The sequence below is a fragment of the Clostridium pabulibutyricum genome, assembly GCF_058242705.1.
In genome coordinates this window covers 1-21,256 of the sequence record NZ_JBZAYZ010000019.1, presented here as the reverse complement: position 1 = coordinate 21,256, position 21,256 = coordinate 1, and the positions used below count along the sequence as shown (strand labels likewise).

Sequence of the window (21,256 nt, the reverse complement as noted above, 5' to 3'; positions counted from 1 at the left end):
CAGCACCTCCTAAGTCTTAATTTACTGTATATATTTAGTATTATATCACAATACATGTTATAATCTATTCATTACATTAATGCAAATCAAGAATATTAAAGCGAGGTACTTGAATATGATTAAAATACTTTTCGTATGCCATGGAAACATATGCCGCTCACCCATGGCTGAATTTGTCCTAAAGGACATGGTTCAGAAACAAAACATGGAAGGCAGCTTTTTTATAGCTTCAGCCGCAACAAGTACAGAGGATATAGGAACCCCTGTGCACAGAGGTACAAGAAAAAAACTTTCACAATATGGGATCTCTACAAATGGAAAATACGCAGTAAAACTCGAAAAAAATGATTATGACAAATACGACTACATCATAGGAATGGACAGTTACAACATAGAAGACATTCTCAATATAGTAGGCGGCGATGTAAAAAACAAGGTTTCAAAACTCCTTAATTTTTCAAATACCCCAAGAGATATTAGAGACCCATGGTACACCGGAGACTTTGACGAAACGTACAATGATGTACTTGCCGGATGCACTGCATTTCTAAACTATGTAAAGAAGCATGATTTATAAATAAACCAATTAAAAAGGCTCTTGGTGTAATGTCCCAAAAGCCTTTTCTCATTCACTTCTATATTTCAGAAACTTCTATGGTCTGATCCCTTGCCGGTCCCACAGATATTATGGATACTTTTGTATCTGTAAATTTCTCTATTGCTTTTATATATTTCTTTGCATTTTCAGGAAGTGATTCATAGTCTCTTGCATCATTTATTGATTCATCCCATCCATCAAACTCTTCATATACAGGTTCGCATTTGGCAAGATCCTCAAGGCTTGCAGGAACATAATCTATAATCTGTCCATTAAATTTATATCCAACACACGCCTTTACTTTTTCAAGTCCTGCAAGAGTATCTATCTTTGTAACTGCAAAACTTGTAAGTCCTGAAACTCTGCTGCTTGTTTTAAGTATTACAAGGTCAAGCCATCCGCATCTTCTTGCCCTTCCCGTAGTTACTCCGTATTCATGTCCCTGTTCTCTTATCCAGTCTCCTGTCTTATCATTGAGTTCTGTTGGGAAAGGACCTTTTCCAACCCTTGTGGTATATGCTTTTGCAATTCCAACAGCACCTGTTATCATTCTAGGTCCTATTCCTGCTCCTATGCATACTCCACCTGCGATTGTACTTGATGAGGTAACATATGGATACGTACCGTAATCTATGTCGAGAAGAGTACCCTGTGCTCCTTCAAATAAAACCTTTTTGCCGTCTTTTATGTTTTTGTATACCTCTACCGATATATCTTTTACAAAAGGTTTCAGCTTTTCAGCATACTCGCTGTATTCCTTGTACACTGAATCAAAATCAAGTTCTTCTCCACCATATACCTTTGAGATGATGGCATTCTTCACTTCCATGTTCTTCTTCAAATTTTCCAAGAATACATCCTTGTGAAGAAGGTCGCATACTCTTATCCCACTTCTTTCCATTTTATCTGTATAACAAGGTCCTATTCCTTTTCCTGTAGTTCCTATGTCTTTCTTTCCCCTTGATTTTTCCTTTACACCATCAAACACCTTGTGATAAGGCATTATAACCTGTGCCCTGTCACTTATTATAAGCTTATCAGGCGTTGCTTTTACACCATTTTCTTCAAGGTATTGTATTTCTTCAAACAATGCTTTAGGATCAAGAACAACGCCATTCCCTATTACATTCAATTTATCTTTGTAGAGTATTCCTGAAGGTACAAGATGAAGTTTATACTGCTTTCCATCTACTTCAACTGTATGCCCTGCGTTGTTTCCCCCCTGAAATCTAACTACAACATCTGCTCCATTGGCAAGATAATCTGTCATTTTACCCTTGCCTTCGTCTCCCCATTGTGCTCCCAAAACAATAAATGCTGACATAAATTTTCCTCCTCATTTCAATCCATAATAATTATAATCATTTTCCACATATATCTCTTGCAACAACTACCCCTGTTGTGGATGCCTGCATCAGGCCTCTCGTAATTCCCGCTCCATCACCTATAGTATAAAGATTTTCTATACGTGTTTCAAAGTTTTTATTTGTTTCAAATTTGCTTGAATAAAATTTGGCTTCAACTCCATAGAGAAGAGTATTTTTGCTGAAAAGGCCAGGTGCAATCTTGTCAAAAGCCTTCAATGACTCAACTATGGATGTAAGATGTCTTTGTGGCAGCACAAAACTCAAGTCTCCAGGTACTGCAGACTTCAACGTAGGAATTGTAGTTGATTTTTTAAGTCTCGAATAATCTGTTCTTCTTCCATTTAAAAGATCTCCCAGTCTCTGAACCATTATTCCCCCGCCTGTCAGCATATTGCCAAGCTCTGCAATATACTTTCCATAAGTTATAGGTCGGTCAAATGGTTCAGTAAACGTTGTTGACACAAGCATTGCAAAGTTGGTATTGTCTGTTCTGAGTTCCTTCTCAGAATAACTGTGACCATTTACCACCGCTATTCCTCCATTGTCGTAGTGTTCCTCTGAAACCACTCCTCCAGGATTCATGCAGAAAGTTCTTACTTTATTATCAAAGGTATCCGAATAGTAAACAAGTTTTGCCTCATAAAGATCCTTTGTAAGATGATCCATTATAGAATTGGGTACTTCGACCCTGACTCCAATATCAACTGCATTATTTACAGTTTTAAGTCCAAGAGTTTTTGATTCTTTGGACCACCACTCTGCACCACCTCGTCCAGGGGCTACCACTACATACTTTCCTTTTACCTCTTGACTTTTTCCATTTTTAACTATTCTTACACCTTTTACTCTACCATTGTCGGTCAAAATTTCCTCGACATCCGTAAGTTCACTAAATTCAGTATTTGTATTCTCAATAAGGTGAGAGTACATGCCTTTCAGAACATTATAAGCAAGCTCTGTTCCAAGGTGTCTGACAGGGCATTCAACAAGTTTTATATTATGCTTGCTCGCTTCATATTTGATGTGATCTATTTTTTCGTTGTTCAATCCATATACAGTTTTATTTGCTCCAAACTTCAAGTATATTTCATCACAGTATTTAATCAATTTCATACATTCATCTTCTGAAAAATAATCCTGTATCCTCCCTCCAACTTCAGGGCTCAAGGAAAGTTTTCCATCTGAAAAGGCCCCTGCACCGGACCACCCGAAAGTTATGGCACATGGATTGCATTTTAAACATTTTCCAGTTGTCCTTTCAGGACACTTTCTATGATCTATATTTCTGCCTTTGTCCAGTATCATTATATTCAAATTTTTGTTAATCCTGGAGGCCTCAAGGGCAGTAAATATACCAGCAGGACCCGCACCGACTATTATGATATCATATATATCTTTCAAAACGCATCCCTCCTACATCATGGTATCAGAAGTACTTATTTCAGTCAACAAAAATACGAATAATTATCAAAATTTTAATATTAAAATTCGTACTATTGAAATTGGATTTATACATAAAAAAACTCGGTATAAACCGAGAATTATTATTAACAACTATGATTCATTATATTCTTGATTGACTGCTCCATTTTCAAAAATTTCTTAATATCTGCAGCCATATTATACATGCCGAATTCCTTCACAACAGCTGTAAATTCTACAAAATCACAATTTCCTGCTCTTTCCCCTATTCCCCCAATTGTAGAATTTACAAACTTTGCACCAGCTTCAACAGCTGCAATTGAATTTGCAAGAGCCATACCAAAATCATTATGTGCATGAATTTCTATGTCTACAGGAACTTCCTGTATTATCTTCTTTACAATATAAAATGTTCGTCTTGGATAAAGCACTCCAACAGTATCTGCATACCTAATTCTTTTAACTCCCATGTTTGATACCACCATGCAAAGCTCAATTAAAAAATTTATATCCGCCCTGCTGGCGTCTTCAAAACCAACAGTTACCTCAAAACCCCTGCCGATTGTATATGCAATACACCGTCTTATATTGTTCAGCACCCATGCACGACTCCTGCCCAGTTTATATTTTATCTGTATATCCGATGATGGCACGGATATGTGTATTATATCAACTCCACAATCCATCGAATCTTCTATATCACTTATACTCATTCTATTCCATGACGATATTATGCTTTCAAGGCCAAGTCCAGCTATTTTTTCAACACTTTTCTTTTCCTGTCCCCCCATTGCCGGAATTCCACATTCTATCTGTTTTACACCCATGTCATTCAGTATTTTTGCTATTCTTATTTTTTCATCCATTCCAAACACAGTTCCTGCCTTCTGCTCTCCATCCCTGAGTGTAGTATCAACAATATTGACATCCATTTTTTCTCACCTCAAACATGTATTCCTAAAACATCTGAAAATTTCAGCAAGCTCCCGGTCATGGATATTTCGTTTCAAATTTATACTGAACTCCCTGACTTTTTTTAAAAATTGTTCCATATCAACTCCTGAATAATCTATTTCAAGTTCATCAAGCTTCAACATGACCGCCCTTTTCCCTGAATGTTTTCCTATATACACGGACCTGATACTTCCTATATCACATGGATTATACGGCTCATACGTATTAGGGTTTTTATATATGCCATCTACATGAATACCAGACTCACACTTGAAAATATCTCTTCCTATAACTGCCTTCATCGGGGAAATATCGCACCCCGTCAGTTTTGAATATACCTTCGTCAACTTTTCCAGAAGCTTTAAATTTCCTTGTATCTCCGCCCCTTTTATAACCTTAAGCCCAATAATAACCTCTTCAAGAGATGCTCTTCCAAATTTTTGCCCATTAAAAGCCGCCGTTATGGAATCTGCCCCATCCGCACAGGCTTCCATGCTTACAGCTGTTGCCATATGGAACTTATCATCAGCACAAAAATCAACATCCGCATTGAAGTTTGTCTTTATGTCTTTTATAATTTTGCTCCACTTGTACAAATTATATTTTACCGCATTCTTTATTCTCACTACTTTTATATTTATATCTTTAAAAATTTCTGATGTTTCTCTTGTAAAAATTTCATCTATTACCCTCACATCAACCTCAAGAATTATTTTAATGTGTTTGAATGAATCCAGGATTTTTGATTTTTTTACTTTTTCATAGTCTGCTACAACATATTCAAATTGATTATAGGTACCTAAATCACTGGAAAAATCATCAACTCTGTATATATAATCCAAACTCTGTGGAAATGTATTTATTTTTTCCAAAACGCTACAGTCTAACTCTATAAAATCAACTCCTATTTCTCCAAGGAGCATGAGAAACTCCTCGGAAAAATCATCATTTATATGTCCATGTTCTTTTAAAATTGAAATCAACGTTGTATCTATAATAATCTTTTTTGTGTTCTTAATTGTAATGGACATGAGCCTCACCTTTTCCCATATTGGTTTTCTCCTCTGAAATCCTTCCTGAATGCATCTTTTTTACCGCACGTAGAATTCCCTTGTTTATTGAATCATACATTTGGATTAATTTTATTCCCTCCCTCTCCAATCTTTCTCTAGGCTCAAATCCTGCCCTAAGTGTAAGTACAGCATCACAATCACCTATTGTTTTCACAATTTTTGATATTTTGCTTTCGTGTTCATCACACACTTCAATTCCTGTACAATATTTGTCCACATTTCTTTTCTCAAGAAATCTTATAGTTCCATCATTATAAGAATATATATAGAATTCAGTAGCATGTCCAAAATGCTGGTCTATATTCATACCTGTTTTAGATGAAACTGCAAATTTATATTTCTCATCTATATCACCGCATTCTCCACCGCATTCTTGACATCCCCTAAAATCTATAGAGCAGTCCTGCGCCAGCGTCCCTATGGCATCCGCTCTGCACTGTCTGCAGTGATACATTTGCTTTATATCAATCTCACAAGCTTTTCTCATCTCATTTAATTCTACATTTGAGACAAGAGGAAGATTTTGAAATTCGCTGCCCTGAACAGGTATCATCTGCATTATATTCGTCATATATACACCGCACTCTTTTACTTTTTTTACGACATCTTTTATATGTTTGTCATTTACACCTTTTAGCATTACTATATTTACCTTGCACGTTATACCTCTCGAACACAGATATCTTATGCCTGTAAGCTGATTTGAAAGAAGTATTCCCGCCCCTTCTTCACCTTCATACCTCCTGCCAAGATAGTTTACTTCTTTGTATATCCTGGCTCCTATTTTCTTATCAACTGCATTAATTGTCACTGTTACATGAGATACTCCAAGCTCTACAAGCTGGTTTACATAAAAAGGAAGCATAAGCCCGTTTGTAGATAAACAAAATGTGGTATCTGGTGAGTCTGCTCTTATAAGTTCAAGTGATTTTTTAACCTGTTCAAAATTTGCCAGGGCATCTCCCGGCCCTGCTATTCCAACAACTGTAAGGTTTTTCATTTTGCTTTTTACAAGTTTAAATTTTTCAAGTGCCTCTACAGGATTTAAAACCTCACTTGTAACTCCAGGTCTGCTTTCATTTGCACAATCATATTTTCTGCTGCAGTAATTACAGCTTATATTACATTTTGGTGCAACAGGTATATGCATTCTTGCAAATTTATGTGCATTGTCCCCAAAGCATGGGTGAGTACATGTTTTATCCTTCTTTTCCATTTCTTGAAAAGGTACGTAAAAATCATCATAGGCCTTTTTTCTATAGGTATTTTGAGTATGTTCAAGCATTGCATTTGCAACACTGTCTATTAAAAATGCAGATCCATTGTATGATGTCGTCACCTGGCGCTGTCCCCCCACCCTGTCGTGAATTGGGAATCCTATTCTTATTATTTTTATTCCAAGCTTCTTGGCCATTCTCCTCGAATCTGAATTTCCTATGAACAAGTTTATGCTAAGCCTTTTTACATAGTCCTCCATAGTACCAAAATCCGTATCATCAAGTACAATTGAATCCTCTTTTTGCACTTTCAACTCTTCCTTGAGCATATCTTTGGCCTTTGAATTCTTAGATCCCATTCCAATCATTTTTATAAGAATTCCATTTTCAAGACACAACCTTGAAACTGAATATACCAGCTCCGGTTCACCATAAAGCAAAACTCTTGCTTCACCGGTATACTTATGATTGTCTATCATCGCATCCAGATATCTTCCTCTCTGCACCATATATTCTTCAGGTATAGAAAAACCTGTTAATTTCGATATTAATTGTATAAACTCGTTTGTGTTTCTAAGCCCTATTGGTATCTTGCATTTATAAAGAGGTACCCCAAACTTGTCTCTAAGATATACACCTGGAGAATTTGCATCCGATATAGTACATCCCATTTCAATTGTAGCTGTGGCTCCAGGCATGTTTTTTATATCTTCTACTTTTGTTCCTCCTTTTGGAATTCTTCTATATTTTTCGTTATGAGGAGAGTCAAGCGTATTGGATACATCGGGCAAAATCGTATAACCTATTCTGAAGTCATCCAATATTCTCTTTATATTCCTTACATCTCCAGGATTCAAGTTTGCACATATTATATTTAATTTCCCCGTCTTTTCAGACTTTTCGCAGATTTGTTCCACTATCTTTCTGAGAACTACATAGTATCCTTCCGCCTGAGTAGCGCCATATCCCGGTGTAGGAGCCATAACAATTTTTAATTTTTTAAGTTTTTTATTTCCCTTCTCTTCTTCATAAAATTCATCTACTATTCTTTTAGTATCCTCTCCTATTGTCTCTGCAAGGCACGTTGTCAATACACCTATTGTAGTAGGCTCATACATTTTCATCATGTTTTTCAAGCCTTTTTTAAGATTCTTTGTACCACCATATACAGTACCCTGTTCAGTTAGAGCAGATGACGCTATGTCCACGGGTTCATTGTAGTGTGTAGCCATATGTCTTCTTATATACGTGCTGCAGCCTTGAGACCCATGCAAAATCACCATACTGTTTTCTATGCCCTTGAATGCCATTACACCACCCATGGGCATGCACATCTTACATGGATTTACATCTACATTTACGAGTTTTTTGTTACTCATCTCAACTCATCTCCTCAAATTTATTCTAAACATAATTCCATACAGGGCTATTTACTGTAAGATCTATTTCCTTTGCAAAATTAACCGCTCCCTGAAATCCTCCGAGTATGTGTTTCCTTTCATGATTATGGTCACAAAACGCCACGCCAAGTTTGTATGCAAGGGGCCTTTCCTTTACTCCTCCAACCAATATGTCGGCACCTTTTTCAACCATGAATTTTTCAAGTTCATACGGATTGGCATCATCAAGAATTACAGTACCTTCCTTTGTTATCCTTTCTATTATGTCGTAGTCTTCAGGTTTTCCCGTCTGTGTACCAACCATCACTGTTTCTATTCCAAGATCTCCAAACTGTTTTATAAGCGATATTGCCTTGTATCCACCTCCTACATATATGGCGGCTTTTTTGCCCCTGAGCCTTCCTCTGTAATATTCAAGCTCCGGCCTTATTTTTTCTTCTTCTTCTTTTATAAGATCCTCCGCCTTTTTAACCATAACTTCATCACCTACTATATGTGCAATCTGAAGAAGTGAGTTTTCAGTATCTTCAAGCCCGACAAAACTTGTTTTTATAAATGGTATTTTGTACATCTCCTCCATTTTTTTTGCAAGATACCCCATGGAACCTGCACACTGAACTATATTCAAACTCGCCTCGGGAGCTTTTATTATCTCATCACATTTTCCATCTCCTGTAAGTTTTGATACAATGTCCACACCAATTCTTTTCAGATAATTTTGAACCACCCATACCTCTCCTGCAAGATTGAAATCCCCAAGATAGTTTATCCCATGCCTTTTGTTTGAAACTTTCTTGTCTCCGATAAGCTGTATTATGGCATTGCATGCTGCTCTATAACCTGTGGATTTGTTTCCCGAAAATCCAGGGGATTTTACAGGAATAACCCTTATTGAATATTTTTTCTCTGCCATAGTACATACTGCATCTATGTCATCTCCTATAACACCGACAATACACGTTGCATAAACAAAAATAACTTTAGGATTGAATTTCTCTACAATCTCTTCGATGGAATCTTTAAGCTTCTTCTCTCCACCAAATATAATATCCGTTTCACTTAAATCTGTAGAAAAACTGTTTCTGAACAATTGTGAACCGCTGGATAAGCTTCCTCTAAGATCCCATGTATAAGCTGCACATCCTATTGGCCCATGAATCAAATGAAAAGCATCTGTTATTGGATTTAGCACAACCCTTGCTCCACAATACACACATGCCCTCTGACTAACCGCTCCCGAAACACTATCTTTTTCACACTTAAGTTTGATTTTGCTGTTTTTGGAATTGTAGCAGACAAAATCACGTCTGTCTGCTATAACTTCAGGCCGTTCAATTTCCTTTCTATGCTCCATAAAATCCCCTCCAAAGGTTTTATTTAATATGAATTCAGGATATATATCCTGAATTCACAAAGTTAATCCTTATCTTACAGCTTCAAAATCTTCCTCGTCACATTCTCTATCGACTTTGTCAAGCATTGCGTTGCACATTGATTCTACAAGCTTTATTGCTCCGCTATATCCGATCTTTGGAGTATATTGATGACCATATCTGTCCATTACAGGAAATCCAAATCTTACAAAAGGTATATCTTCTTCTCTTGCTATATACTTTCCATAAGTGTTAGAAACAAGAAGATCCACTCCCTCATTCTTTATAAGCTGGTGCATTTCAAAGAAATCACTGTTTGCTTTAACAACTCCTTCTACCCCGGCCTTTTTCATCATGGCTTTTATCTTCTTTTCAAACATTGAACCCGGGGTACCCGTTATAACATATTTGGGTATCATCCCAAGAGCCAGTACAAATTGAGTAAGTGATATTACAACATCTGGATCTCCTATAATCGCCACCTTTTTCCCGTTAAAATACTGTGCACTGTCAAGCATAAGATCAAGAAGCTGTCCCCGTTCTTCTTCAAGCTCTCCCGGGACTTCTTTTCCAGTTACCCTTACAAGTGTCATCAAAAGTTCATCCATGGCATCAATGCCAATCGGTTCCTCCAAACTTTCAAATGGAACTTTGCATTTACTTTCAAGCTTTTTTGCGGCATCATCCGAACCGTAACTTCCAAAGGATATTGTCATATCCGAATTTCCTGAATCAACTATATCCGAAACTCTTGCCCCTCCCTTTGGGAAAAACTTGTAATCTCCTGTATTTGGCACGTCAAATACACCATTTGTATCGGGAAATAATATATATGGTATACCCATAAGATTGAATATTCTTTTCATTTCTTTCATATCCGCCGGCCCTACAAATCCCGGAAGTATATTTATTTTTTGATTTTTCTTTCCACTGTTTACTGAAAGGTACTCAACCATACTTCTCACCATATTTGAGAATCCTGTAACATGAGAACCTACATAACTTGGGGTGTTGGTATGAATGACAAGTTTGCCCTCAGGTATCTGCATTTCCCTTATATAAGTAGGCAAATCATCTCCTATTGTCTCTGAGAGGCATGTAGTGTGAATTGCTATTATTTCAGGATTGTACATTGCAAATATATTTTTAACTGCAGTTTTTACATTCGCTCCACCGCCAAATACACTGGCTCCTTCTGTAAATGAACTCGAGGATGCCATGGCAGGTTCTTTAAAATGTCTTGAAAGCACTGTTCTATGATAAGAGCAGCAGCCTTGAGAACCGTGACTGTGGGGAAGACAGTTATGAATTCCAAATGCGGCATACATGGCGCCAACCGGCTGGCAGGTCTTTGCCGGGTTTATTCTTAAAGACTTTCTTTCTACTAGTTCTTTTGGTGTTGCATCTAACATTATTTTTCACCTCCTGAAGCCGCTACTTCATCTGTTAATTTTCCTTCTATTAAAGGCTGTTCCTTCCATGGTGGAATAAGATACTTCCACGCCGGCGTATAAATTCCATGTGCAAGCTCTCTTGCAAATATGACTGCTCCTCTGAATCCTGCATAAGGCCCTGTATAGTCATATGAATGAAGCTGTCTTGACAATACTCCCATCTTTTCAATAACATACTTTTCCTTTATACCCGTAAGAAACATATCCGGATGGAGCTCCTTTATAAACTTCTCCATCTCATGAGCATTTATATCATCTATCATTACGGTGTCATCTTCCATTTCTTTTGCAAGACCACCATAATAATCAAGTGGTACCCCTTCTTTTTTTAATTTTTCCATTCGTTCCTTGGGCACTATTACACGATATTTTTCTTCATCTTTGTGGACTGTTATCTCCGGGATATTCTTGGTGTCAGCATCAAGCTTTATCGTCGGTATAACTTCACTTCCTTCGTAGTCATCACGATGCCCGAACTCATGCCCTGCAAGCAGCGTTTTTACTCCAAGATCCTTTAAAAGCACCTGATATGTCTGGGCTCTTGATCCCCCAACATACAAACAAGCAAGTCTTCCCTTAAGTTTTTCTCTGTAATAATCAATATCGGCTTGAATTTCTGAAAGTTCTTCTTCTATTACTTCTTCTGTCTTCTTGTATAAGTAAGGATCATCAAAGACTTTGGCAAGCTCTCTTAAAGTAGTTATTGTACCGTTGATTCCGATAAAGTTGCATTTTATCCACGGTATTCCATATTTGGTATGCATCATACCTGCTATATAATTGATGGACCTGTAACACTGAACAAGATTTACATCTGCCGTGTGGGCATTTTGAATATTTTCATAACTTGCATCTCCTGTAAGAGTTGCAACTACAGTATATCCTATTTTATTCAATATTCTCTCAATTTCCCAGGAATCACCGCCTATGTTGTATTCTCCAAGAAGATTTATAGAATATTTTTTATGATCACGGTTTCCGGTTCCTATTATGTCGCTCATAACTGTATTATTTGCTATATGATGTCCTGCCGATTGGGTGACTCCCTTATATCCTTCACAGTTGAAGGCAAGTACGGGTATACCATATTTTTTCTGTGCCTCAGAGGCAACTGCATTTATATCGTCACCAATAAGTCCAACGGGGCAAGTTGCATATATCCCTATAGCTTTAGGATGAAAAATATCTACAGCTTCCTGTACTGCTTGTTTTAATTTTTCAACTCCGCCAAAAACTATATTTTTCTCCTGCATGTCTGTACCAAATACATACTCATTGAAATTTTGTCCGCCCTCTTCAGTTCTTGACTTGAATCTCCTTCCGCCCCATGTATAAAATGAACACCCAACAGGTCCATGAGTTATATGAAGCATGTCCTTTATAGGCCCCATTACAACACCCTTGCACCCTGCATAGCAGCACCCTCTTGCAGTAATTACGCCAGGTACAGTTCTTACATTTGCCGTAATTACAGGCTTAGGATCTTCCTTATTTTTTATAACAATATGAGGTTTCCTTTTTTTATAGGTTTTAGCTGGATACGGTTCTAAAACTTCATCAATAATTTGATTTAATTCTTTCTTCATAAAATCATCCTTTCACAAAAGTTAAACAGCAGCATCTCCAGTTTTCTCCGTCCTTATTCTTACAATATCAGTAACATTTGTTACAAATATTTTTCCATCCCCTGGATTTTCTGTTTTATTTACTTTTATTATTGTATCTACAACTCTTTTCGCATCTTCATCTTTAACAAGTATTACAATCAGCCTTTTTGGAACCAACCTGTGAACTTCAGATATTTGCTCTATAATGTTCTTGTTCGGTACGTTTGAAATTTCCTCTTCAGATACATAATTTTGGATTAATGAAAATCCAACTTTTTTCTTGCCACGTCCAAGAACTTTCTTACACGTAATGGAAGGAAATCCTGCGTCGGCAAGAGCATCTTTTGTCTTGCCGACCATACTCATTCTAATAACAGCTATAATTTCTTTCATATTTACGTGCCTCCTTATAATTGTTTTTTTCCAGAACTTATTGTATATACCTCTTCCACAGGAGTTATAAATATCTTTCCATCTCCAAAAGCTCCACTCTTTCCCGTTTTTGCATTCTTGGTTATAATTTTTATAATGTCATCCTTATCTTCATCTTTTATAACTATGAGAAGCATTTGCTTTGGAATTTCATCGTAAAAAATCTCGCCAACCTTTACTCCCCTTTGCTTGCCTCTGCCTACTACATCAAATTTCGTAACCGCTGGAAATCCTGCATCACATAATTCGGAAAGCACTGTTGTTACCTTTTCAGGCCTTATAATAGCTTTAACCATAAGCATAATTGAACACTCCCTTTTTTTATGTTAAACTGTAGCTTGTTAGGAACTTAATTCTTGTAATTAAGCTTCAATATATCTCTTGATTTGTGCAGAATCAGGAGATATCATTTTTTGGTTTTTTCCTTCCTTATATTCATACTAATCCATAAGTCCATGTTCCATAAGTATTGCTTCAAGTTCTTCCTGAGCCATTGGTTTAGGTACAACAAACATATCATTTCCATCTATGGCTTTTGCAAGTGCCCTGTATTCATCCGCCTGTTTGGCCTTTGGATCGTACTGTATAACTGTCTGCTTATTTATCTCGGCTCTTGTAACCTCAGGACTTCTTGGTACAAAGTATATCAGCTGACTTCCAAGCTTTTTGGCAAAAGAATCTAAAAGCTCATACTCATTGTCTACTTTTCTGCTGTTGCATATGATACCACCAAGTCTGACCCCACCACTATTTGCAAATTTACTTATACCTTTTGATATATTGTTTGCAGCATACATTGCCATCATTTCTCCACTTGCAACTATATATATCTCCTGAGCCTTGCCTTCACGTATTGGCATTGCAAAACCACCACACACAACATCTCCAAGTACATCATAGAATACATAGTCAAGATCATCTGTGTATGCACCAAGCTGTTCAAGCATGTTTATTGAAGTTATTATACCTCTTCCTGCACAGCCGACTCCAGGTTCAGGTCCCCCGGATTCAACACACTTTATTCCTCCGAATCCAGTCTTGAGTATCGAATCAAGATCTACATCTTCCCCTTCTTCCCTTAAAGTGTCCAAAACTGTCTTCTGGGCAAGTCCTCCTAAAAGAAGTCTTGTTGAATCAGCCTTAGGATCACATCCAACTACCATTATGTGTTTTCCCATCTCTGCTAATCCAGAAGTGAGATTCTGTGTTGTTGTAGACTTTCCAATTCCACCTTTTCCATAAATAGCTACTTGTCTCATTTTTCCATTCTCCTTTACTATAAAACTTTTAAATTTATGTTTATAAATTACAAGTTTAATAATTTATAACCAAATATATCACAATAATTCTGAAAGCACAATAGATTTTTTGATAAATTAATATTTAATATATCTACAAAATATCAATTCAATTAATATATATACCTACAATTATCATTTTAATAATTTGTCGATTATTTGATTATTGTATTGTTTTATCATCTTATATCTGTTCATATATTTTTCAGACTAAAAAATAACTACATATTATATAGTTATATCATTTTAGAAAATAATCAATTTTTAGTTTGTATTTTTAATAAATTTATATTAAAATCATATATAATTTATTATATATTTAAGGAGGGCACAACTATGTTTGATAAACCTGCATTAACACCTCAAGAAGTCGCAAATATGCTTAAAATATCTAAAAATACCGTATATGAACTAATAAAAAGAAGAGAATTAAGTGGTTATAAAGTTGGTAAAAAAATTCGTGTTGACTTAAAAGATGTGGAAAATTATAAGAACAGAACCCGGAATGTTTCAACTGATAATACATCATTCATAAATATACTTTCTGAACGTAGCAGCAATAAAAGGAATAACTTTATAATATGCGGTCAAGACATGCTCCTTGATATATTGTCACGTCATATAGAACTTAACTTGCCAAATACGCATATATTTCGTTCTTATGTTGGAAGTTACAGCGGACTGCTTGCCCTGTATCTTGGAAAAATACAAATGGCAACAGCCCATTTATGGGATGGAGATTCCGAACAATACAATATCCCTTTTGTAAGGAGACTGTTACCTGGCATTCCCACAATAATTATTCATCTTGCCTGTAGAATGCAGGGCTTTTATGTGTCCAAAGGCAATCCTAAAAAAATTCAAGACTGGGACGATTTTCGAAGGCCTGATATAACTATAATAAATAGAGAAAAAGGCTGTGGTACGAGAATCCTTCTTGATGAACACCTGCGCCTTAAAAATATCAACGGAAATTCTATAAAAGGATACAATCGTGAATGTTTTTCACATATGTCTGTGGCCAGCACTGTAGCCAGAGGTGGGGCTGATGTGGCAATTGGAAATGAGAAGACATGCCTTCAAGTTAAAAACATAGATTTCATACCACTTCAAAAAGAAAGATATGAACTTGTTATAAAGAAAGAAGATTTGAAACAACTTCCCTTTGAAACAATAATGGATATAATACAATCGGATAATTTCAAATCTGAATTAAAGGGAATAGGTGGCTATGATTTATCCGAAACAGGCAATATAATAGCAGAATTATAGTAATTAAAAAACACTTGAAGGGGCAAACATGTCAAATCACACCATGTTCGCCTCCAATAAGCTAAGCTTGATTTATCTTGAATTTAATATCATTGAACAAGCTTTTCTTATATATGCATCTCTTCCGTTTTGTGACAGCCATTCAACATATTTTTTATCAGAATCCATAATCTGCCCTAATGTTTTTCCTTTATATTTGCCAAATTTGATCAGAATATTTACTGTCTCGTCATCTTCAATGTCTTGTTTACTTTCCTTCTCTTCAAATTGAGATATATCCTCCATATCCTGAGTAAATATCTCAGACAAACTTGCAACTGTAAGTGTAGCGTCAACCTGCGCTCTCTTTTTAGCCATTTTAAGTATCGTATTTGCATGACTGTATATGTCATCATTTTCTATTCTATACTTTGTATATCCATAATTATCCACTCTGCTTTTTATTGAATCCGTATCTATTTCTTGAGGTAAATCAGCTTCATAAACCCATCTCCAACGATACTTATCTTCTTTTGAATTGCAGCTGCCAACACCCTCAGTTATTTTGCGACCACTCTTTCTCAGTATACATTTAATTGTATATGCGAAAACTCCCTTGCTGTAATCCGTAACTTTTTCTATTATCTCATATTCACTTGTAAGCCCCATAAGCATGAGTATTTTTTCCGCACCTGGTTTAAGAAGTGTAGGTTTCGTAACTCCTCCAATTTCTCCATAATCATGTCCATTTTTTAATGTTTTCTGAATTACAGATTGAAACTGTGCTATCTTTCCCAATGTATTTCTTATTTCTCCTATTTCCACACTGTCTAATAAATTTGGTGTTTGGTTTTCTTTATTTATCAGAACGCTGTTCATAAATTACCCTCCTTCATCTAATCCTTAAACTTTCATTTTGAATCACATCAATGCCGCTTATGCCTATCCCAATATTAACATCTTGTAAAATTAACTTCTTATCTATTTTTGGTTTCTGAAATATTTTATATTTGTCAGGTATCAAGTCAGCATCTTTTACAAATATTTGCTTTGGATTTTTTTGTATGGAAAGTGTAAAAAGCTGACTTTCTATCTTTGCTTTTCCTGAAGCCTTCATATTCTCGTAAATATAGTTTTTAAGTCCCTTTAACCTATTTTCCATAACTTTTTTCCTCTCCTGCAATCTTACGATTTCCGCTTTTATCCCATCAATATCTGAATTTATGGTTATTATAACTTTAACTATATTTTCTATCTTCAATTTAAGTTCTTCATCTATGCTGTCAAGTGCATTCTTTATTTCCTCATATGGAAATTCCTGAGCATCCAAAAGTTCCTGTATATTATTGTATCTATGACTTATCTCATATAATTTACTCAACTGCCATTTCCTCCTTGTCCACAATTCTGGAACTTTTCACTGTACCTTGATCACCTTCAATTATTTCTGTGCCCAGCACTTGTATTTCCATATTAATGCGTATAGGATATTTTTTATAGTCTTCCAAATTTCTCAAGCTTTTAAATTTTTCAAGAAAAAAATCATTAAGCTCTTTGTTGTTTATACGAATTCCAAACTCCGACTTCTCGAATATACAACCATCCGTACTATACTTCATTTTTATTTCCCCCTATTTTACAGATTAAAATAAACTATCTTATTTTAATTTTCCACGCTATTTGTTTTTTAAACTGAAAATATAAATTTTTGTTTTACAACATTTCCATATTCAATTCACTTTCACATTTACATATAAAAATAGGAAGCTTTAAATTTTTCATTCAAAGCTTCCTATCTCCGTACAAATATAAAATTATTTTAAAAATTGTAATCTGATACATTTTTTTCATTTATTATAACAATAAATTATGTAGGTTGAGTGGATTGCAGAAAGATTTGTAAATCACAAAATCATGTTATAAGAGAAAGAACCTATATACAAGCAAGTAACTTTTGAAGGAAGTTACTTGTTATTTTCTTTTTTTGTTAACTGTAGGTTTATCTATGTTAACCTTAACATCGGTTAAAACTTTATCTTTCGAAATACTGGCTTTACTTTCAAAAAACATCCTGAGCTTATCCTGTCTGTAACAAAATACCGATACAATTCCAAGACTTGCCATTGCCGTAATTGAAAGCGCTATAATGCACAAAAAGAAAAAGTTCATTCACATTACCCCCCTTTATTGTGCCAAACCTTTATTCCTGAATCCACTCATACAGTAAACGTAAAGGGAGATAACTCTATATAACACAATCCGTTACTATTTAAATACATTATATCATAATAATGGCATAATGTTAAAGATGACAAAATTGTGGATTATGAATTCTCCGCATTATATGAAACGAAAAAATAACTATATTATACGCAAAATAAGCCCTAGACCTAACTAAGGCTTATTTACAAGGAAGTTCTTAATGAAGAATGTTTTTCATTTATATGATTTCCATTTTTAACAAATATATTCGCAGTATCTTAACTAACACAAAATAGGCATTCTATATGACAAATGCCTATTTTGCAAACAAACACATTTTATAAAAAAGGTGGTCAGCTATATAAACTGACTTATGGGCTTATGGCAGTTGCACTTAAGTTTACAGTGCCCTGCAACTACAGACACCAGTTTGGTAATTACCATTACTTTTTTCATGTATGTAAAAACATTATTTTCATTTTCTCTAAGGAACTATTTCCTTAGGACACTTATAAGTATATATGGTAATTGTTACGTCTTAGTGTCATATTTATTAACTATTTGTAAAAACATCTATTAATGATCTCCATTGTATATTTTTTACATAAAAACAAGATATCTAAATTAATAGATATCTTGCTGTGCTTTACTTTTATTTAATCAAGCTGCCAGTTGAACTGTCCCTTTTTATTACCCGTGGCAATATTGCCTGATTGAACTGGAGCAACCTTATTATGGTTTCTGAGGAATCCCCATCCCTTATTATTAGTAGCCGTACAATTTTTTACTGTAACTAATCCACCATTTTGCCCTTTGTAAGTACAAGGTCCTAATTTAAATCCATTACCATCACCATTTTGACCACTGCCATTATTTGAAGCAGTACATTTAATAAACGTTATATTACTTCCTGCAGTATAAGTATCATACCCATCATCACTATTTCCTGTAGCAGAGCAATTTATAAGCGTTATATTCTTCGCTCCATTTTTTATCCCAAAGCCATCTGCATTTTCACCCTTTTTAACATTGTCAAAATTATAATCCGACTGACAATTTTCAAATGTAATATTTGAGACATCATCTTTGGCTTCTATTCCTGCAAACTGAGCCCCAGTAACTTTACAATCTTTTATTTTTACATTAGAACACTTCTGAACACTTATTCCCTGTCTTTGTGGGTTTTTTATAGTTATACCGCTTATATTAGCCTTTGCTACAATAGCTATTGTGTCTGATGGACATCCAGAAGCATCAATTACTACTCCATATGCACTCACAGGTTTAGTTACATCTACCTTTTTTGTAAGTTTATAATTACCTGCTGGAATTACTCCTCCAGCTTTTAATCTGGATGCTATATCAGTATTTGCCGCATAAACCTTTCCAAAATAACCTGCTCCTATAAATGGAACTGAAAGTATAGCAGCCAAACCAATAGCCAAAATCTTGTTTTTAATCAATGCGAATCCCTCTTTCAATTTTTAAATTTATTTATATCTTATCATAATTTACAAATTTTGTAAATTAATTTTTAAGAAATTACAAATACATCACATTAAAAAGAGGCAATAAAAAAAGAAGCTATCATCTTACTTAACAACTTCCTTGATTTTAAGATATTCTTAAAGCTCATCAAAGCTTTATTTTTCTATTATGGCGGAGAAAGAGGGATTTGAATAATAGAAATCTTACGTATATTGATACATCTTGCTTTCAAGAGATATTACAATTAAATTACTACACTTTTTACTACGTTATCAATTAATTTTGATGAATATTAATAATTATTCCCAGTATTTATATATGTATTTTTTATTTTATGTGTGGTAATGTTATTATAAAATATATAATTTAAGTGGTGAAAAATATGATAATAAATTACGAAGAAATGGATAAAAAAATTAAATCATTAATTAATACTGGGAAAATAAAAAGTGAAAGTGATTTTGATAATATGGGCATAAATGATATTGAAGCAAATTATGGACTATGCGTAAAAGATTTATTGTGTTATCGCTGCTATAAAGGTAATGAACATACTTGTAAATATAATTGTGGTTCTGATTTATCTCCTGAAGAAAAGGAAATAAAACATTTTTTTGATGTTGACTACTATAAATTACCACCTGAGGGTAGAAAAGAAGTAGATGATCGTATGAAAGAGTTAGAAACAAAGTACCTTAAATAATAAATAAAGCCCCGTTCACATTGAACGGAGCATTATTTATTTTAATTGGAATTGTGCTTTTGTATCTACGGTACCATTTGTAAATGTTACATTCAAGTTAGAGCCATTTGAATTAAACCATGAATATATTTCTGATTTAGTCCCTAGTAGACTTGTCTGCGAAGTAAGTTCCCCTTCTCCAAGAATGTTTTTTACTTGACTATAGTCCATTCCATTTTTTACTTGATTATATTTATCCATAGTTATTTTAGCATCCATACTTTTTAACATTGCTTGTGCTTTATTTGTAACTTTATCACCTTGAAATGTTACAGAGATATTACTCCCATCTGTATTTTGCCATCCATAAATTATAGTTTTTGTGTCACCTTCACCCGTAGATGAGTCTTCTTTACCTTCTCCTAATATTGCTTTTACTTTCTCATAAGTAGCACCCATTTCAATTTTTAAAAATTTGTCATAGCTATATTTCTTGTCTTCTATTTTTTGCTTAGTTGTATCCGTAGAATTTGATGTACTACTTGCAGGAGTAGTATTATCATTACCTCCACTACTTGCTATGCCAATTATTATTAATATTACTATTATTCCTATTGCTGTTAAAACTTTGTGTCTTCCAAAGAAGTTTCTTTGGTCTTTACCACAGTGAGGACATTTTTTAACACCCTTGGCAATATCAGCACCACAAGCTTTACACTTGACCAAGTTTTTATTTTCCATTATATTTCCCTCCAAATATGTATATTTTATTACATTGTAACAACTTAGTAACAGTTTGTCCATTTTTGTACAAAAAAATAAAGCTCCGACATAATATCAGAACTTTATTTTTAATTAAGTGACTACTCTTGCCATTAACACAGTGGATTATTTTATATAAATCAACGGCTTGCTTACACTATATAATATACAATGGAATTATAAAATGTTACAAAAAATAAAGCCCTAGGATTAACTAGAACTTTATTTTTAGAAAATTATAATTTAGAAAGGTTATGTTTGTTGTAAATCTTTTGCTAAAATTTATTTAGGAATAATCATTTATACTTATATTGTTTACATTTTTGTGTAGATATATTCATACAATCCTAAAAAAGTAGAACCCCGGATAAACCCCAGAGTTCTACTTAGATTGGATAGCGCTATTAAAATTAGGTTGAAGGCAAATTAATGTATTATTTTTAATTATTATATATCTTTTTGAAAATGATTGCAATTGTTGTAAAAAAATAAAGCCCCGGTCTCCCGGGGCAATAATTATTTCTGTGCAACTGTAGTAGGAACTACAGTGCTTTGTTTTGTTTATCTATTTTTCAACTGTTGCTGAGGTTATAGCCGTGTCTACAGTACTCTGTATACTAGCAATCTTTTGTTTCAGTTGTGCGTTTTCCGCATTTACAGTAACCAGATCCTGCTG

The 21,256-nt window shown here is 34.7% G+C and carries 20 protein-coding genes; 3 read left to right on the top strand and 17 right to left on the bottom strand.

From position 1 onward, the window contains the following. Nucleotides 1-115: 115 nt before the first annotated feature. A complete protein-coding gene (locus AC4CVH_RS14990) occupies nucleotides 116-577 on the top strand; it encodes a low molecular weight protein-tyrosine-phosphatase (protein ID WP_490788543.1) in 462 nt (153 codons plus the stop codon). Between the two features lie 58 nt (nucleotides 578-635). On the opposite strand, the gene AC4CVH_RS14985 is transcribed toward AC4CVH_RS14990, so the two are convergent. From AC4CVH_RS14985 to nifH, 11 genes are all read right to left on the bottom strand, one after another. After that, nucleotides 636-1,922 (bottom strand): adenylosuccinate synthase, encoded by a 1,287-nt coding sequence (locus AC4CVH_RS14985; RefSeq protein WP_490788542.1) that lies wholly within the window; start codon nucleotides 1,920-1,922, stop codon nucleotides 636-638. Between the two features lie 37 nt (nucleotides 1,923-1,959). Continuing rightward, nucleotides 1,960-3,366, bottom strand: coding sequence for an NAD(P)/FAD-dependent oxidoreductase (locus AC4CVH_RS14980; RefSeq protein WP_490788541.1), 1,407 nt, complete (start codon nucleotides 3,364-3,366; stop codon nucleotides 1,960-1,962). 146 nt (nucleotides 3,367-3,512) lie between these two features. Further along, complete coding sequence (locus AC4CVH_RS14975) at nucleotides 3,513-4,319, bottom strand: hydroxymethylglutaryl-CoA lyase-like TIM-barrel protein (protein ID WP_490788540.1); 807 nt, start codon at nucleotides 4,317-4,319, stop codon at nucleotides 3,513-3,515. A 6-nt stretch (nucleotides 4,320-4,325) separates the two neighbouring features. Further along, complete coding sequence (locus tag AC4CVH_RS14970; protein ID WP_490788539.1) at nucleotides 4,326-5,372, bottom strand: homocitrate synthase/isopropylmalate synthase family protein; 1,047 nt, start codon at nucleotides 5,370-5,372, stop codon at nucleotides 4,326-4,328. Further along, on the bottom strand, nucleotides 5,356-8,010 hold the full coding sequence (gene nifB, locus AC4CVH_RS14965) for a nitrogenase cofactor biosynthesis protein NifB (protein WP_490788538.1): 2,655 nt from the start codon (nucleotides 8,008-8,010) through the stop codon (nucleotides 5,356-5,358). The genes AC4CVH_RS14970 and nifB overlap by 17 nt, the downstream gene beginning before the upstream one ends. Nucleotides 8,011-8,035: 25 nt before the next feature. Further along, a complete protein-coding gene (gene nifE, locus AC4CVH_RS14960; RefSeq protein ID WP_490788537.1) occupies nucleotides 8,036-9,385 on the bottom strand; it encodes a nitrogenase iron-molybdenum cofactor biosynthesis protein NifE in 1,350 nt (449 codons plus the stop codon). Between the two features lie 69 nt (nucleotides 9,386-9,454). Continuing rightward, entirely contained in the window at nucleotides 9,455-10,816 is a 1,362-nt protein-coding gene (nifK, locus tag AC4CVH_RS14955) for a nitrogenase molybdenum-iron protein subunit beta (RefSeq protein WP_490788536.1), read from the bottom strand. Beyond that, nucleotides 10,816-12,444, bottom strand: a complete 1,629-nt coding sequence (gene nifD / locus AC4CVH_RS14950; RefSeq protein WP_490788535.1) for a nitrogenase molybdenum-iron protein alpha chain — start codon at nucleotides 12,442-12,444, stop codon at nucleotides 10,816-10,818. The genes nifK and nifD overlap by 1 nt, the downstream gene beginning before the upstream one ends. A 21-nt stretch (nucleotides 12,445-12,465) precedes the next feature. Further along, nucleotides 12,466-12,858 carry a P-II family nitrogen regulator gene (locus tag AC4CVH_RS14945; protein ID WP_490788534.1) on the bottom strand — a complete coding sequence of 131 codons (393 nt, stop codon included), beginning with the start codon at nucleotides 12,856-12,858 and terminating at the stop codon, nucleotides 12,466-12,468. A gap of 14 nt (nucleotides 12,859-12,872) precedes the next feature. Beyond that, complete coding sequence (locus tag AC4CVH_RS14940; protein ID WP_490788533.1) at nucleotides 12,873-13,199, bottom strand: P-II family nitrogen regulator; 327 nt, start codon at nucleotides 13,197-13,199, stop codon at nucleotides 12,873-12,875. Nucleotides 13,200-13,337: 138 nt separating this feature from the next. Beyond that, nucleotides 13,338-14,177, bottom strand: a complete 840-nt coding sequence (nifH, locus tag AC4CVH_RS14935; protein ID WP_490788573.1) for a nitrogenase iron protein — start codon at nucleotides 14,175-14,177, stop codon at nucleotides 13,338-13,340. A 354-nt stretch (nucleotides 14,178-14,531) separates the two neighbouring features. On the opposite strand from nifH, the gene AC4CVH_RS14930 reads away from it, so the two are divergent. Further along, entirely contained in the window at nucleotides 14,532-15,467 is a 936-nt protein-coding gene (locus AC4CVH_RS14930) for a substrate-binding domain-containing protein (RefSeq protein WP_490788532.1), read from the top strand. 72 nt (nucleotides 15,468-15,539) lie between these two features. On the opposite strand, the gene AC4CVH_RS14925 is transcribed toward AC4CVH_RS14930, so the two are convergent. From AC4CVH_RS14925 to AC4CVH_RS14905, 5 genes are all read right to left on the bottom strand, one after another. Then, nucleotides 15,540-16,325, bottom strand: a complete 786-nt coding sequence (locus AC4CVH_RS14925; RefSeq protein WP_490788531.1) for an exodeoxyribonuclease X C-terminal domain-containing protein — start codon at nucleotides 16,323-16,325, stop codon at nucleotides 15,540-15,542. Nucleotides 16,326-16,338: 13 nt separating this feature from the next. After that, a complete protein-coding gene (locus tag AC4CVH_RS14920) occupies nucleotides 16,339-16,827 on the bottom strand; it encodes a siphovirus Gp157 family protein (RefSeq protein WP_490788530.1) in 489 nt (162 codons plus the stop codon). Continuing rightward, nucleotides 16,820-17,065, bottom strand: a complete 246-nt coding sequence (locus tag AC4CVH_RS14915) for a hypothetical protein (protein ID WP_490788529.1) — start codon at nucleotides 17,063-17,065, stop codon at nucleotides 16,820-16,822. The genes AC4CVH_RS14920 and AC4CVH_RS14915 overlap by 8 nt, the downstream gene beginning before the upstream one ends. Nucleotides 17,066-17,417: 352 nt before the next feature. Next, complete coding sequence (locus AC4CVH_RS14910; protein ID WP_490788528.1) at nucleotides 17,418-17,615, bottom strand: hypothetical protein; 198 nt, start codon at nucleotides 17,613-17,615, stop codon at nucleotides 17,418-17,420. 689 nt (nucleotides 17,616-18,304) lie between these two features. After that, nucleotides 18,305-19,111, bottom strand: coding sequence for a right-handed parallel beta-helix repeat-containing protein (locus tag AC4CVH_RS14905; RefSeq protein ID WP_490788527.1), 807 nt, complete (start codon nucleotides 19,109-19,111; stop codon nucleotides 18,305-18,307). Between the two features lie 407 nt (nucleotides 19,112-19,518). Between AC4CVH_RS14905 and AC4CVH_RS14900 the strand changes: the two genes are divergently transcribed. Beyond that, the gene (locus AC4CVH_RS14900) at nucleotides 19,519-19,839 is read left to right on the top strand and encodes a hypothetical protein (RefSeq protein WP_490788526.1); all 321 of its coding nucleotides are present in this window, start codon (nucleotides 19,519-19,521) and stop codon (nucleotides 19,837-19,839) included. A 36-nt stretch (nucleotides 19,840-19,875) separates the two neighbouring features. Here AC4CVH_RS14900 and AC4CVH_RS14895 read toward each other — a convergent pair whose 3' ends face one another. Continuing rightward, nucleotides 19,876-20,559 (bottom strand): DUF3862 domain-containing protein, encoded by a 684-nt coding sequence (locus tag AC4CVH_RS14895; protein ID WP_490788525.1) that lies wholly within the window; start codon nucleotides 20,557-20,559, stop codon nucleotides 19,876-19,878. Between the last annotated feature and the right edge of the window lie 697 nt (nucleotides 20,560-21,256).